The organism is Pseudomonas sp. CDFA 610 (genome assembly GCF_021147865.1).
Taxonomy (GTDB): Bacteria; Pseudomonadota; Gammaproteobacteria; order Pseudomonadales; family Pseudomonadaceae; genus Aquipseudomonas; species Aquipseudomonas alliivorans.
Map to the genome: position 1 here is coordinate 261,377 of NZ_JAGTPM010000008.1, position 14,675 is coordinate 276,051.

Here is a 14,675-nt window from a genome sequence, read left to right on the forward strand (position 1 = left end):
TAGGACATGCCATTTATGCGCGGGGGGTACGGATGAGTCGGTAGCCTTCAATGCAAAACCAATCTGAGTCTCTGAGCCCTTCGTACAGGGCAGTTTTCCAAGAGTTGGTGTCACGGGCGTATCGCGAACGAAATTGACCATCAAGATGCTGGCGAACCCCATCGGGGCCTGAGCTAGCCCCGACCTCCTCAAGCGAATAAGAGATATCTGCCATTTCACTGGCAGCTTGTGCAGCGTAGAGCTCACCGAGGCCCATAACTCGAAAATGATGATGCACGCGTTTTGTGAGCACTTCACTCCATGTCCCCGCAGGACGTACGGCAAAGGATATCGTTGGTGGCGAAGATGCCCGAACTTCAACAACGAGCCAGCGCTCATTGCCTAGGTTGTCATAGTAAGGATGTAGGGTTTGATCCTCGGCTCTCGTGGCAACCCCCGCAAGCTTGCGTTTGTTGCAGTCTGAGCAAGCAGGGACAAGGTTGGCCGGTGTCAAATTGAGCTTGGGGTGGCGAGTTTGAGGCAAGTAATGGTCAACCGTGGCGACGGTCCTCTGAGCACACAATGGACAAATGCCGAACTCAGGAGCCATTCTGATCTGCTCATAAAGTGATCTTGACGGTGACCCCTTCCGGGCAAAGTGCGACTTGTAGATTATTCCCATCAAGTCTGCATTGAGCTGTGGGGTCACTGTGTCGCTTTCGACTATTTCAAACAGTTGGCCGGCTAAACCAAGCTCTAGATACTCGACCTCCGAGGCTTGAATAACAGGTAATGCATCCCTGAGCGCTTGAGCTCTGTCGGGGATGGAGATGCCGGCGGCACAGGTCTCTACCGTCAAAGTGGCGTTGAACGCAGGTGGATCTAGACGTTTCACGGCACGTCCCTATGAATGGTAAGGCTTCGCGCAAGCGCTCGTGCTTCGGCTCCTAACTGCCCTCTAAAGTGGCTTTCGACTGCTTCAAACGTTTGTCCAGGTCTGCGAGCTACCTCCGCGATAAGCTGATGGAAGCCTGAGTCCGTTACCTCTAAACCGAAAACTTCTCGAGTCAAGACACCAACGCTTTCCCCAAAAGTCTCTATGGATGGGCGTTCAACGGCTGAATGAGTGCGGGTTCGCCTTAGCATCCAAACGCAGCTACGCGGGACTTCTTGCAGTACCACTGGAGAGTGTGTCGAGATCAGGGCGACCCCATTCCGTGCGACGAGGAGATCGGCCACTGCTCGAACAAACGCGGATAACAAAGGAGGGTGTAGGTGCCCTTCGGGCTCATCCAGCACCACCAGCGTACCTTCATCAACGAGCTCGACGAGTCGAGTGGTTGTAAGTAAAACTATCGCGTGCCCCGAACTTAGGAGCCTAAAAAAGCGGCTAGCACGGTCTCGCCAATCGTCACTAGGTTCGATGAGTTGTTCAACTGTATTTTCGGCAAAGAGCGGGTCGGTGGCTAGGCTTGCCACGGCGCGAAGCCAGCGTGCTCGCCGAGGTTCACTTTGGCATCTTTCTAGGCTCAGGACGAAGTCGTTTGCTAATTCCTGAGTGCTTTTGAGATGTTCAACAATTTGCCCATCCACTTCTCTTTGCGATCTTAAGCCGACGAATACAGCGGTGGTCCGCATAGTGGCTGGCGGCGGTAATTCGAAGCTATCGAAAGCACTGAACGATACGGAGACCAGCCCGGAGAATGTCCAGTCGTCGTGATTTGCTCCCAGCCGACGTAACACTCCTCGTGGTGCGGATTCGCTATCTCGCTCTAACAGAGTATTAATGATGCCTTGAACGCAACGGGTTTTACCTACTCCGTTTCTACCCACCAGCACGTGCAGATTTGTTGGAGGTTCAGCGTTAGGAATTACCTGGAATTGCATAGTTGGTGGAGGCGGAGATAGAACACCGCCATCGATAGGTGGAGGTGGTGGGGGAAGAGTGTATTCGAACTCGAATCGAGTCAGGACTGCGTTGCCGTGCGCAAGACGGTTCAGGCGATTGCGCACATTCGGCTCTGTCAGCGACCGGAGCAAGGACTCGCCCATCACCTCTTCGTGGTGGTGCCTATTAAAGATTTGGAGGTCAAAGGCGCAATCACATAGCCCTTGGAGAATAACTGAGCCGAATCCTTGGGGGAGCGATGCAAGGGTTGCGTAGTAGTCCTCGTCTTGGCCAAGTGAGAAGAACTGCGCTGGATCAAGGGCGACAAAATTTTCCGGGAGATCCGGAGTTCGTGTCCCTGGCGGAGGATCCGACCCCCTCGGCGCAGGGAGAAGGCCTGCTTGACCAATTTTGACGGATCCGGGCATATGCCGAACACCGGTAGCGTCAAAAACGATGATCCTAAACGTCGTGCGGAATTTGAACCAGTCATCCCAGTAATCCACCAAAAGAAATACTTGGGAGTTCGCTTGAGGTGGGATCCGCTGCGCTGAATCAATGACCGTAAACATCTTTACCCAACCTTATGTCCATGGTTTGAGCCTGACAATCAAATGAGTCGTTTTTCCAACCGTATTCTTGGAGCGGCTAAGTAGCCCTTCGAATTGCTGTGATTAGTTGGGACTCATGCGAGTCAAACATCAGGTGAGCCTGTGCTTTTGCACGTGTCACGCCAACGTAGATCAAACTTGCGGCTTCCGCCAGTTGCTTACCGGTTATTTCAGGAGCTTGGAAATACGCCGTTCTCCACGCCCATCATGATAGCGGCCCGAAGCCCTACCCCCTTCGAGCTGTGGAGCATCATTAGGTTGATCTGGTCGGGATTTTTAGCCTGATTGCCGAAGATATCTGCCTTGAAATCTTGCAGCGTATTCCCTTGGATTACTGCGTCGAAGATTCGCGAGAGTATCGATCTCGTCGGCCAGGCCCAGCTCGCTGGTGGTGAGATCCTGCGCCAGCTATCGCACTGATACCGCTTTTAACCTCGTAGCTCCCTGGGTGGCCGACATAGACAAACTACCCATACCTGCTCGGTGAATATGCTCACTCCACCATTTCATCATTGGTCTTCTGCGTTCAATGTAATCCGCACGATTGTAGGCGCTACGCACCTCATCTTTGTCCACGTGCGCAAGTGCGACCTCGATCAGCTCGGGGTCCCATCCCTGTTCGTTCAGGATGGTACTGGCCATGGAGCGCATGCCATGGCTCACCAAGCGCCCTTCAAAGCCCATCCGTTTCAGGGCCATGTTTGCCGTCTGGCTATTGCAGTGAGTTCGTGGGTCTCTGTCGGCTGGGAACACGTACTCTCTGTGTCCGCTGTAGGGCTTGATCGTCTCTATCAGAGCAAGTGCGTGTTCGGTCAGCGGTATGACGTGAGCGCGTCGCTTCTTCATACGTTCCGCCGGGATCGTCCAGATTTTCTTGTCGAGGTCGATGTCAGCCCAGGACGTCGTGGCGGCTTCCGCAGGGCGGGTCATGGTGTGGAGTTGCCATTCGATCAGGCAGCGGGTTGTTCTCTTTATGCTCGCATTGGCGATGGCGACCATTAACTCTGGCAGCTCTTCCGGGCGGAGGGCTGCCATGTTCTGCTTTTTCGGCTTCTTAAAAACGGCCCGAATGCCGCTGAGCGGATTGGCAAAGATCATTCCCGAGTTCACACCGTAGGTCATGATCTCGTTGAGTCGTTGGGTCAGTCGCTTCACTGTCTCCAGGCTGCCTTTGGTTTCCAAAGGGCGCAGCAGCTCGATGACCCTCGGGGCATTGATTTGCGAGATAGGTGTTGTTCCCAGCGATGGAAAGACATGCAGCGTAAGCGAGCGCCAGATGTCCTCGGCATACGCCTGAGTGACCGAATCTTTTTTCAGTTCAAACCAGGCAGATGCCACGTTCTCGAATGTGTGCTCGGTTGCCTGCCTTTTTGTCTGCTCCAACTCGCTACGTTGTTCTTTCGGGTCGATGCCCTGGGCGAGAAGCTCTCTGGCCTCGACCGTTTTCTTCCTGGCTTGTGCGAGTGAGAGTTCTGGGTAGGTGCCGAGGCCCATATTGATGCGGTTTTTGGTGATCGGCTGCCGGTAGTTGAAGTTCCATAGCGTAGAGCCATTGACCCTAACGCGCAGCTGTAAACCGTCTCCATCGCTGAGGACGTAGTCCTTGTCTTTCGGCTTTACCGCTTTGAGCTGACGATCAGAGAGGCGGGTGGCTTGGGCGCACATGAGGTGTTCCATGACATCAATTGGTATTCCAAAAATTACCACTGAAGGGCTTGGAATACCACTTGGAATACCCGATGTCGTAGATTGCGCCGGACGTCTATGGACGCCAATAGACGCTAAATCGTTGATTTTGCTGGATTTCAGGCAAAAAAAAAGACGTCCGTGGACGTCTTTAGATGTATAGTTGGTGGAGCCGGGGGGATTTGAACCCCCGTCCGCCAGTACTCCGCTGTCGGTACTACATGCGTAGCCGTGTCTATTAAGTTAACCCTCAGCGACCCGACGGGCAGGGTGCTTTGGGCGAGTTGTGTAAGTTTTAGTCGCTTCGTCCACAACGTACTAGGCGACGATCCTGTTCTATATGACAATCATTTCGGGTTTACAGGCATCCCCTGATGATTGCTGGAGCCGAAGCTACCAGAAGAGCTAGTCGCGCCGCTTACGCAGCGAGAGCGTAGCCCTCGTAGTTTTCGTCATTGGCAACTATAGAAAGTTGCAACAGTGGATTTACGAGTTCTGTTACCAACTCGGCATGCACCTAAAGTTTCATCACCGGCGTCGAATCCTAATCGGCCCCGAGACTGCTTTCGCAGTCGCTGGGCGGAGTGTACGCCAATCGGCGAGGCACGTCGACCCATGTGTTGCGTCCGTCAAGGCCAGCCGCGGCGGCTGGCCTTGTGAGGATCATTACTTGCTGGCGCCTTCGCTGCCCGAGCCGATGTTTTTCAGCTTGGTTGTGGCCTGAGTGGTCAGTTCGACACACTTCTTCTCATCGCCTTTTGCCTTTGCAGCCATGGCGTCTTTTTCAGTCTTTTCGATCATTTCTTTCACGTCTGGGCTCAGGTTGGTGCCAGACGAGGTCTGCGCATCCTTGAGCGTTTGCAGGTTGGCACTGCACAGGTCATCTGCAGCAAAAACCGGCGAAGCCAACAGTGCAGCGCTGAGGAACAATCCAGTGAGGGCGGTACGCTTCATGTGTCTCTCCTTATAGCCTGTGGACTCGGTGTGGCCGGTCAATGGTGCCGTCGCCCGAGGTTTCTGAGGGCCCGTTCGTTCGCCGGGCCTAGAAGATGGACTGTGATGAAACGCAGGGGTTCTATTTATTTTTGAGGTCATGCGAAAAAGCCATCTGGTGCACATAAGGCACCAAAATGGGGCGATCTACGGCTTTATGTCTTGATCATGCGATTTGGCCGTGGTCACGCGATCCACCAGATACACCAGACCGTGGTAGTCGATTCCGCCGTGTTGCGACAGGCCGATTTCACAGGTGCGGCTGGTGGAAATGCCCTCGTGGCAGAACCGCACGGCATCCTTGAGCGTGCGCAGCGAGTGCGCATTCAGCTCCGGTGTCGTGAAGCCTTTGTCGCCCGCGAAGCCGCAGCAATGAATCCCTTCCGGGATGACGACGTTCACGCTGCATAACCTGGCGAGGTCGATCAACGCCTGGCTCTCACCCAGGTGTTGCGTGCTGCAGGTGATGTGGACAGCGATGGGTTCCTGTTGAGGGGTGAAGGTGAGTTTGTCCAGCAGGTGGGTGCGAATGAAACGCACCGGGTCGTACAGGTCGAGGCGTGTGTCCCTGAGGTCCTGCATCAGGCGCAGCGTGCAGGGGCTGGTGTCGCAATAGATGGGGTCCAGGCCGCCACGGCTGGCGTGGGTCAGGGCGGCGAGCAACTGTTGTCGTTTGTCTTCGGCCTGTGCGTTGTAGCCTTTTGAGGCGAACGGCTGGCCGCAGCACAGGTTGTCCTGATCGTCGGGGAACACCACTTGATAACCGGCTTTTTCCAGCAGGCTGCGGGTTTTGTCGAGCAGTGATGACTGTTCCCTGTCGCCTGCGGAAGGGCCCATGACGCGGGAGACGCAGGCGGCCAGATAGACCACGCGTGGACGCTGATCATTGACCGGAGCGGTAAAGCGGATCGGGTGTTCAGCCTGGGGCATGGCGGGTGTCCATTGCGGGACGCGACCGGCCGATAGTTTGCTTAGCGACGCCGACAGTTTCGCGAGCCGCGGCGCCCCCAGCAGCATGCGTGCGCCATTGGCGCCATGCAGGGTGAAGCGGGCGCCTTGCAGGGCGGTCTTGAAGTTGTGCGCCAGCCAGCTTGCGGTTTTGCCGTGACTGGCTTCTTGGCTACGCAACTTCTTGATCAGCTCGCCGGTGTTGATCCCGACCGGGCAACGCTGGGCGCACAGGCCGGTCGCGGCGCAGGTCTCGATGCCGTGGTAGTGATAGTCGCGCTCCAGTTGTCGAGTGTCGGTTCCGGCGCGCTTTTTCGCCTGGATGTCGCGCCAGATGACGATGCGCTGTCGCGGGCTCAGCGTCAGTCCGTTGGACGGGCAGACCGGTTCGCAGAAGCCGCACTCGATGCATTTGTCGATGATCTCGTCGGCGGCGGGCATCGGTTTCAGGTGTTTCAAATGAATGTGCGGATCGGTGCTGAGCACCACGTCAGGGTTGAGAATGCCGCTGGGGTCGAGCAGGCGTTTGAGTTGCCACATCAGGTGATAGGCGTCGCTGCCCCATTCCTTCTCGACGAAGGGCGCCATGTTGCGACCGGTGCCATGCTCGGCCTTGAGCGAACCGCCGAATTCGACCGCGACCAGTTGCGCCACGTCGTCCATGAACGCCTGATAACGGGCGATTTCGTCAGGGTTGTTGAAGCCCTGCGTGAAGACGAAATGCAGGTTGCCCTCCAGCGCATGGCCGAACAGGATCGCTTCGTCGTAGTGGTGTTTGTCGAACAGCTCGATCAGGCGGCGTAGGCCCATGGCCAGTTGTTCGACGGGGAAGGTCACGTCTTCAATGATGACTGTGGTGCCGGTCTGGCGTACGGCACCGACGGCAGGAAAGGTGTCTTTGCGGATGGCCCACAGGCGAGCGTTTTCCAGTGGGTCGTGGGTGAAGTCCACCTGCTTCTCGACCGGAAAGGCCGTCATCGGCGCCATGATCTGCAGCAGTTGCTCATCCAGCAAGACGCGGGAGGCCGCGCGGGCTTCGATCAGCAGGGCGCAGGCGTTGGCAGACAGTTCGCGCACGAAACCCGGCATGCCCGGTTTGTCCTGCACGGAGCGCAGGCTGCGCCGGTCGAGCAGTTCGACGGCGGCCACCGGCTGGGTCTTGAGAACAGTGACGGCGTTGCAGCAGGTTTCCACATCCGGGAAAACGATTAGCGCCGACGCCTTGTGTGGGTGATCGACCACCGTGTTGTAGGTCACGGCGCTGATGAAGCCCAACGTACCTTCGGAGCCGACCAGCAAATGGCTGAGGATATCCAGCGGCTCGTCAAAGTCCACCAGCGCATTGAGTGACAGACCCGTGGTGTTTTTCAGACGATATTTGTGGCGGATTCTGGCGGCCAGTTCGGAATTGGCGCGGGTTTCTCGTGCCAGGCGATCCAGGCTGTGCAGCAGGTCGGCATGGCTGGCGCGAAACGCAGCGACGCTGGATGGAGCTTCGGTGTCGAGCAGGGTGCCGTCGGCCAGAATCAGACGAATGCCCGCCAAGGTGTGATAGGTGTTCTGCGCCGTGCCGCAACACATGCCGCTGGCGTTGTTGGCGACGATGCCGCCGATCTTGCAGGCATTGATCGAGGCCGGATCCGGGCCGATCTTGCGTCCGAACGGCGCCAGCCAGGCATTGGCCTGCGCGCCGATGACGCCCGGCTGCAGACGGATCTGCGTCCCCTGATCGCGCAGTTCGCGGCCATTCCAGTTGTCGCCCAGTACCAGCAATACTGAATCACTGATTGCCTGGCCGGACAGGCTGGTGCCTGCGGCGCGAAAGGTGATCGCGACCTTTTCGGCTTGCGCCAGCTTGAGCAGGGCAATGACTTCATCGTCGGACTCGACGCGGATCACCAGTTTCGGGATCAGGCGGTAGAAGCTGGCGTCAGTGCCGAATGCCAGCGTCGAGAGCGGATCATCGAAGCGGCGTTTCTGCGGGATCAAGCGGCGGACGCTGTCCATAAATGCAGCGGGCAGACTCATGCGTCCTCCACGATCAGAACAATCAGATCCTTGGGGCCATGAGCGCCATACGCCAGGACCTGTTCGATGTCGGCGGTCTTCGACGGACCGGACACCAGCAGCGCGTTGGTCGGCATGTCCGCCGCCCAGTTCTGCTTGAGTTGGGCTTCGTAAAGGTTGTCGTAGATCTCGCTGGCCTTGAGCAGGGCGAAATGCACCGGCGGCACGAGGCTCATCAGGCGTGGCTCTTCACGGGTGGGCCAGATGATCAGGCTGCCGGTCGCGGCGATTGCGCCCAAGGTGGTGGTGAAGCTGGCGGGTGTGTCGTCAAACAGGTCTTTTTTCCATTCTTCGATGGGGCGGTCATACGTCTTGAGTGTGGGCAGGTCGGGTTGTACGGCCCAATACTCGCTGACCCGGCGACCGTGTGGCGTACCCGGCGCAATCAGCAGGCTGGGCAACTGCCGGTCCTTGACCAGTTCGCCCAGCCGGCGCGGCCAATCCTGATCGCTGCACAGGCGAATCTCGGTGTGCACCGCTTCCATCAGTTTGCGAAGGTAGGCAACCCGGTTTTCCGAAGCGTAGCGCCAGGGTTCGGTCACCAGCGCCTCGTCGAAATTGTCAGCCACCGGTCTCGTGCCGCTCAGGCTGTTGCGCAGTTTGGCGAGGATGTTGTGCCTGGCACTCATGGCTGGTCTCCAGATGTGCGTGTCAGATGCTCGCGGGCCATCTCGTGCAGTGAGCGGGCGGCGGGTTTCGGTGCGCTGTGGTTTTGCGTCCACGGGCCGACGTTGCCGGGCGTCAGGCCGCGCAGCCGGGTGGCGAAAAAGCCGAACAGACGATACATCACGGGCGAGGTGTTGAGCTTCGACCAAGCGTTCCAGATAAAACGCTCCTTGCGCGAAAATTTGCTGCCTTGATCACGCATGACCCGGTTTGGCGCATCGGGCGCTTTGACGTTTTCTTCGCGCAGACGCCGCAGCAGCGCCGGGATCGGAATCTTCACCGGACACACTTCTCCGCATGCGCCACACAATGACGACGCGCTGGGGTGATCCGGGACTTTCGCCAGGCCTGCCATGTGCGGCGTGATGATCTTGCCGATGGGGCCGGGGTAGACCTCGCCATAGGTATGACCGCCGACGCGGGTATAGACCGGGCAGTGGTTCATGCAGGCGCCGCAGCGAATGCAGTTCAGCGTCTGGCGCAGTTCGCTGTCGGCAAATGCCTGGCTGCGGCCGTTATCGAGCAGCACGAGGTGCACTTCCTGCGGGCCGTCCAGTTCATGGGCCTTGCGCGGGCCGGAGATCATGTTGACGTAGGTGGTGATCGGAATGCCCAGCGCGGAGCGGGTCAGCAAGGACAGCAACGGCACGGTATCGCGCAGGTTCTCGACGACCTTTTCGATCCCGGTCACAGCGATGTGTACAGGGGGCACACTGGTGACCATCCGGCCGTTACCTTCGTTTTCCACCAGCAGCAGCGTGCCGGTTTCCGCCACCGCGAAGTTGACGCCCGAGACGCCAATGTCCGCTTCAAAGAATTTCTGGCGCAGCACGCGACGGCCGATCTGAATCAACTGGTCGACATCGGTGGTGTATTCCACGCCGAGCTTGTCGTGGAACAGCTTGCCGACCTGGCCGGCGTTCTTGTGGATGGCGGGCATGATGATGTGCGAGGGCTTTTCGTGGTCCATCTGCACGATGTATTCGCCCATGTCCGCTTCCAGGCACTCGATGCCGCGCTCGCCAAGGAAGTCGTTCATCTCCATTTCTTCGCTGACCATCGACTTGCCCTTGATCACCTGTTTCGCTTCATGGGCTTCAACGATGGACAGCACGATGGCGTTGGCTTCTTCGATCGTCTCCGCCCAGTGCACCTGTACGCCGTTGCGGATCAGGTTGCGTTCCAGTTGCTCCAGCAAGTCCGGCAGTTTGGAGAGGGCGCGTGCACGAATGGCGTTGCCCAGTGAGCGCAACTCTTCACGTTCGTCCGGGTTGCTGAACGCCGCCGCACGCTTGGTCATCAGCGAATCCATGGCGCGGCGGAAATTGCCGCGCAACTGCGGATCGCCCAGCGCTTCATGGGCGCGCTCGCGAAAATCCGGTTGATGGATTTCGACGGCGGGAATGCGGGTCTGCATGTTCATCGTTGACCTCCGGTGCGTTGCCAGAGAAAGCTCGCCAGATGCTGGCCGCGTATGGATTCGCGCTGTTTTTCCAGTGAGCCGTTGATGTTCATCAGGCAGCCGCAGTCGGCAGTGAGGATCTGGTCGGCGCCTGATTCCTTCAGTGCGCGTGTCTTGTCGGCGACCATCGCGCCGGAAATGTCCGGCATGCGCACGCTGAAAGTCCCTCCGAAGCCGCAGCATTCGCTTTCATGGTCGTGATCGACGCGCTCGACATTGCCCAGTTGCGCCAGCAGTTCACGGGCGTGCAGGTGGGTGTTCATTTCGCGGCGCGCCGAGCATGAGGTGTGCAGGGCGATGCGCGTGGGCGGGCCTTGATCGCTCAGGCGCGTCTTGCAGACGTGCAGCAGGAATTCGGTCAGTTCATAGGTGCGGGCGGCGAGGTGCCGGACGTGCTTGAGCGTCTCGGGCTCGTCCTTGAACAGGTCGGGATAATGTTCGCGAAACATGCCCGCGCAGGAACCGGACGGTACGACAACCGGGTCATCTCCCTCGAACAGTGCGAGTTGGGCGCGGGCGACGTCGCGGGCTTGATCGGTGTACCCCGAGGTGTATGCCGGTTGTCCGCAACAGCTTTGCGCCTGTGGATAATCCACCTTGATGCCTTCGCGTTCGAGGAGGTGGATGGCGTCCATTCCAGCATTCGGAAAAAACAGATCCACGACGCAGGTGCCGAACAGATAGACGCGTTTCGGTTTGTCGGTCGGGTACTCACGCGGCGCATGGCGAGCGGGCGCGACGCGGGTTGCGTTGGCAGTCGTGTCGGGTGCGGCGTTGTGAAAAAGCGTACTCATCAGTTTGAGTCTCCGGGTGGGCCCGGTTATGAATGGCTGACGCCGACGGGTCTGTTCGGCGCCAGTGGTGCTTCATTCAGGCATCAATGAACCAGCATGCCGGTGAACCAGTACGCCTGGGCGTAGGTGATGCAGCCGACGATGGTGGCGAAAAACAGGCTGTGCTTGAGCGTGAAGCGGAACAGGTCCGATTCCCTGCCCACCAGGCCGGTGGCAGCGCAGGCCACGGCGATGGACTGCGGCGAGATCATCTTGCCGGTCACGCCGCCGCTGGAGTTGGCCGCGACCATCAACACGTCGCTGACGCCGATTTGGTGGGCGGTGGTGGCCTGCAGCGAGCCGAACAGCGCGTTGGCCGAGGTGTCGGAACCGGTCAGGAATACGCCCAGCCAGCCGAGGAACGGCGAGAAGAACGGGAACGCCGCGCCTGTACCGGCCAGAACCAGCGCCAGGGTCGAGGACATGCCCGAGTAGTTCATGACAAAGGCAAAGGCCAGCACCATGCCGATGGAAACGATTGCCCAGCGCAGCTCGATCAGGGTTTCCTTGAAAGTGGTCAGACCAATCTTCGGGGTGATGCGCAGGACCAGCATTGCGAGGATGGCCGAGAACAGAATTGCGGTCCCCGACGCGGCGATCAGGTCGAACTTGTACACCGCAGGCATCGCCGTCGCGTTCGCTACGATGGGTGCAGTTTTCATCACCCATTGATCCAAGTGCGGCACTGGAATATTGAAGGTGAAGGCCTGAAGGGAACCGCCTGCGGCAAACAGCGCTTTGAACGGTTTCAGCGTCCAGACAGTGACCATGCCGGTCAGGATCAGGAACGGCGACCAGGCCTTGATGATCTGGCCGAGGCTGTAGGGCGATGCCACTGATGAGCGTGGTTTGTTGAATCCGCCCGGTCCGCCCATGACGGCTGCCGAGCCACTGCTGACCACGACGGTGTCGGATGCGCGCTGCGGCTGCCAGACTTTCAGAAACAGCGTCAGCGAGACGATGCTGACCAGTGCCGATGTGATGTCCGGCAGTTCCGGTCCGACGAAGTTGGAGGTCAGGAATTGGGTGATCGCAAAGGTGGTGCCAGCGATCAGCGCGGCTGGCCAGGTCTCCTTGACGCCACGCACACCGTCCATCATGAACATCAACCAGAACGGCACGAAGATCGATAGGAACGGCAGTTGACGACCTGCCATCGCACCGATTTTGAAAGCGTCCAGCCCCGAGACCTGTCCCGCCACGATGATCGGAATGCCCAGCGCGCCGAACGCAACGGGTGCAGTGTTGGCGATCAGGCACAGGCCGGCGGCGTAGAGCGGGTTCAGCCCGAGGCCCACGAGCAGGGCGGCGGTGATGGCGACCGGAGCGCCGAAACCCGCCGCACCCTCCAGAAATGCACCGAAGCAGAAGGCGATCAGCAATACCTGTAAACGCTGGTCATCGGTGACGGCCATCACCGAGCTGCGAATGATCTCGAACTGACCGCTCTTGACCGTCAGTTTGTAGAGAAACACCGCCGCCACGATGATCCATGCGATGGGCCATAGTCCGTAGGCGAATCCATAGCCCGCTGCTGCCAGCGCCATGTCGGTCGGCATCTGGAAGGCGAAGATCGCCACCAGTATCGACAGCGCCAGGGTAATACTGCCTGCGATATGGCCTTTGAGTCGGAAAACGGCCAGCGCCAGGAAGAAGAACACGATAGGGATCAGTGCGGCAGCGGCGGAAAGGCCGAGGCTGCCAAGCGGTGTGTAGAGCTGTTGCCATGTCTGCATGTCGGGAGGCCCCTTAATTATTGTTGGTAAGGCCCGGTGTTCTGTGTGCGCGGCTTCGATTCGACGTCGTGTTGGCGAGCGCCTGGTCGATGCTGACGATTGAATCGCACAGCTCACCAGCTCAAGGCTTTCTGTCTGGAAGGCCTTGCAGCGCTACGGAGATCAACCGCCGAACGCTGGCATTGGATAATTGGTAATACCAATTTACAATGTCTGCTGGCTAGATTAGAGGCCTTGTGAATGGTGTGTCAATTTGCGGGGCGATGACCTTTGTCGCATGCGCGCTGGAAGGGCGGTGCCAGAGAGGGTTTTCGGCTGAATTGGACAGGTGCCTTGGTGGCGGCAATCAGCCAGAATACGCGGGCCCGGCAGCGAGCCGGGACGTTGGAGTAAGTGCTATGGGCTTTGATCAGGTGCGTCAGCGCCGTTTGTCCGACGACATCGTCGAGCAGCTGGAAAAGATGATTCTTGAAGGCACCCTAAAATCGGGTGGGCGTTTACCCGCGGAAAGAACGCTGGCCGAACAGTTCGGGGTGTCGCGCCCGTCGTTGCGTGAGGCGATTCAGAAACTGACGGCCAAAGGCTTGCTGGTCAGTCGGCAGGGCGGGGGCAATTACGTGGTCGAGAACATTGGCTCGACGTTCAGCGACCCGTTGTTGCACTTGCTGGAAAGCAGTCCCGACGCGCAGCGTGATCTGCTGGAGTTTCGTCACACACTGGAAGCGTCCTGCGCGTATTACGCAGCGATGCGTGCCACCGAGAGGGATCGCGAACGTCTGCGCGTGGCGTTCGAGTCACTGCTGGATTGTTATTCGCGAGCCGACGAGGTCAGCCGGGTCGAGGAGGGCGCAGCCGATGCCAGCTTCCATCTGGCGATTGCCGAGGCCAGTCACAACGCGGTGCTGTTGCACACCATTCGGGGCTTGTTCGATCTGCTCAAGCGTAATGTGGTGATCAACATCGGCGGCATGTACAAACAGCGCTCGGAAACCCGCGACATGCTGATCAAGCAGCATCGTGAGTTGTATATGGCGATCATTGAAGGTCGTGCTGAGGACGCGCGCGAGGTGTCGAGCAGGCACCTGACGTATGTGCAGGAAGTGCTGGAAGAGGTCAGGCAGCAGGTTCAGCGCACGGCTCGGGCAGAGCGGCGTAACGCCATGTGATCGGAGCGCTGATCGTGCCGATATTTCGCGTCGGCATGCAGCCCGAACGCGGAGCGTTGTGAGAGGCATTCCCGCGCTGCTGCGAAGTAACGCCACCCGTGACGCTCCGCGTCCGCTTTGCTGTATGGCGCAGGCGCGGTCAGCTCAGGCTCAGTCGTCCTTGCCCTTGCTGCGCACGGCGCGCTGCAGCTCACGGTCCGAGTCGCGTTCACGCTCGGTGTGGCGCTTGTCGTATTCCTTCTTGCCTTTGCCCAGAGCGATTTCGCACTTGATCAAGTGCTGCTTCCAGTAAAGGGAGAGGGCCACGCAGGCATAGCCTTTCTGCTGAACAGACGTGATGAGCTTTTCGAGCTCGCGCTGGTTCAGCAGCAGTTTGCGGGTACGTGTCGGGTCAGCGATGACGTGCGTGCTGGCCGTCTTGAGCGGCGTGATATGGCTGCCCATCAGCCATGCCTCGCCATCCTTGAGCAGCACGTAACTGTCGACCAGCTGTACCTTGTTGGCACGCAGGCTTTTTACTTCCCAGCCAGCCAGGACCAGACCGGCCTCGAACTTGTGTTCGATGAAGTAATCGTGTCGCGCCTTCTTGTTCTGCGCGATGGTCCCTGTAGGGTGTTTCTTGAGCTTAGCCATAGGGGGC

11 protein-coding genes and 1 other RNA gene are annotated in these 14,675 nt (G+C 58.7%); 1 reads left to right on the forward strand and 11 read right to left on the reverse strand.

Going from position 1 to position 14,675, the window contains the following annotated elements; translation table 11 throughout:
* Positions 1–13: 13 nt before the first annotated feature.
* The 10 genes from KDX39_RS16930 to KDX39_RS16970 form a co-directional block, all read right to left on the reverse strand.
* Entirely contained in the window at positions 14–874 is an 861-nt protein-coding gene (locus KDX39_RS16930; RefSeq protein WP_231661153.1) for an HNH endonuclease, read from the reverse strand.
* Entirely contained in the window at positions 871–2,439 is a 1,569-nt protein-coding gene (locus tag KDX39_RS26675; RefSeq protein WP_442964551.1) for an AAA family ATPase, read from the reverse strand. Before KDX39_RS26675 ends, KDX39_RS16930 begins: the two co-directional genes overlap by 4 nt.
* A gap of 447 nt (positions 2,440–2,886) precedes the next feature.
* The gene (locus KDX39_RS16935) at positions 2,887–4,143 is read right to left on the reverse strand and encodes an integrase domain-containing protein (protein ID WP_231661154.1); all 1,257 of its coding nucleotides are present in this window, start codon (positions 4,141–4,143) and stop codon (positions 2,887–2,889) included.
* 185 nt (positions 4,144–4,328) lie between these two features.
* Positions 4,329–4,720: a transfer-messenger RNA gene (gene ssrA / locus KDX39_RS16940) on the reverse strand.
* 110 nt (positions 4,721–4,830) lie between these two features.
* Positions 4,831–5,118, reverse strand: coding sequence for a hypothetical protein (locus tag KDX39_RS16945; protein WP_099226775.1), 288 nt, complete (start codon positions 5,116–5,118; stop codon positions 4,831–4,833).
* A 186-nt stretch (positions 5,119–5,304) separates the two neighbouring features.
* Entirely contained in the window at positions 5,305–8,133 is a 2,829-nt protein-coding gene (locus KDX39_RS16950; protein ID WP_231661155.1) for an FAD-binding and (Fe-S)-binding domain-containing protein, read from the reverse strand.
* Positions 8,130–8,801 carry a LutC/YkgG family protein gene (locus KDX39_RS16955; protein ID WP_231661156.1) on the reverse strand — a complete coding sequence of 224 codons (672 nt, stop codon included), beginning with the start codon at positions 8,799–8,801 and terminating at the stop codon, positions 8,130–8,132. The genes KDX39_RS16950 and KDX39_RS16955 overlap by 4 nt, the downstream gene beginning before the upstream one ends.
* On the reverse strand, positions 8,798–10,261 hold the full coding sequence (locus KDX39_RS16960) for a LutB/LldF family L-lactate oxidation iron-sulfur protein (RefSeq protein WP_231661157.1): 1,464 nt from the start codon (positions 10,259–10,261) through the stop codon (positions 8,798–8,800). Before KDX39_RS16960 ends, KDX39_RS16955 begins: the two co-directional genes overlap by 4 nt.
* Entirely contained in the window at positions 10,258–11,094 is an 837-nt protein-coding gene (locus KDX39_RS16965) for a (Fe-S)-binding protein (RefSeq protein WP_231661158.1), read from the reverse strand. Before KDX39_RS16965 ends, KDX39_RS16960 begins: the two co-directional genes overlap by 4 nt.
* 83 nt (positions 11,095–11,177) lie before the next feature.
* Entirely contained in the window at positions 11,178–12,869 is a 1,692-nt protein-coding gene (locus KDX39_RS16970) for a lactate permease LctP family transporter (RefSeq protein WP_231661159.1), read from the reverse strand.
* A 398-nt stretch (positions 12,870–13,267) separates the two neighbouring features.
* Here KDX39_RS16970 and KDX39_RS16975 point away from each other — a divergent pair, with 398 nt between their 5' ends.
* Positions 13,268–14,035, forward strand: coding sequence for a GntR family transcriptional regulator (locus KDX39_RS16975; RefSeq protein WP_231661160.1), 768 nt, complete (start codon positions 13,268–13,270; stop codon positions 14,033–14,035).
* A gap of 150 nt (positions 14,036–14,185) precedes the next feature.
* Here the strand turns inward: KDX39_RS16975 and smpB are convergent, their stop codons facing one another.
* The gene (gene smpB, locus KDX39_RS16980; RefSeq protein WP_099226782.1) at positions 14,186–14,668 is read right to left on the reverse strand and encodes an SsrA-binding protein SmpB; all 483 of its coding nucleotides are present in this window, start codon (positions 14,666–14,668) and stop codon (positions 14,186–14,188) included.
* Positions 14,669–14,675: the final 7 nt, after the last annotated feature.

Coding starts and splice junctions, on each gene's coding strand:
- KDX39_RS16935 (WP_231661154.1), bottom strand. CDS start 4,143: ATGTGCGCCCAAGCCACCCGCCTCTCTGATCGTCAGCTCAAAGCGGTA.
- KDX39_RS16955 (WP_231661156.1), bottom strand. CDS start 8,801: ATGAGTGCCAGGCACAACATCCTCGCCAAACTGCGCAACAGCCTGAGC.
- KDX39_RS26675 (WP_442964551.1), bottom strand. CDS start 2,439: ATGTTTACGGTCATTGATTCAGCGCAGCGGATCCCACCTCAAGCGAAC.
- KDX39_RS16960 (WP_231661157.1), bottom strand. CDS start 10,261: ATGAACATGCAGACCCGCATTCCCGCCGTCGAAATCCATCAACCGGAT.
- smpB (WP_099226782.1), bottom strand. CDS start 14,668: ATGGCTAAGCTCAAGAAACACCCTACAGGGACCATCGCGCAGAACAAG.
- KDX39_RS16970 (WP_231661159.1), bottom strand. CDS start 12,869: ATGCAGACATGGCAACAGCTCTACACACCGCTTGGCAGCCTCGGCCTT.
- KDX39_RS16965 (WP_231661158.1), bottom strand. CDS start 11,094: ATGAGTACGCTTTTTCACAACGCCGCACCCGACACGACTGCCAACGCA.
- KDX39_RS16950 (WP_231661155.1), bottom strand. CDS start 8,133: ATGAGTCTGCCCGCTGCATTTATGGACAGCGTCCGCCGCTTGATCCCG.
- KDX39_RS16945 (WP_099226775.1), bottom strand. CDS start 5,118: ATGAAGCGTACCGCCCTCACTGGATTGTTCCTCAGCGCTGCACTGTTG.
- KDX39_RS16975 (WP_231661160.1), top strand. CDS start 13,268: ATGGGCTTTGATCAGGTGCGTCAGCGCCGTTTGTCCGACGACATCGTC.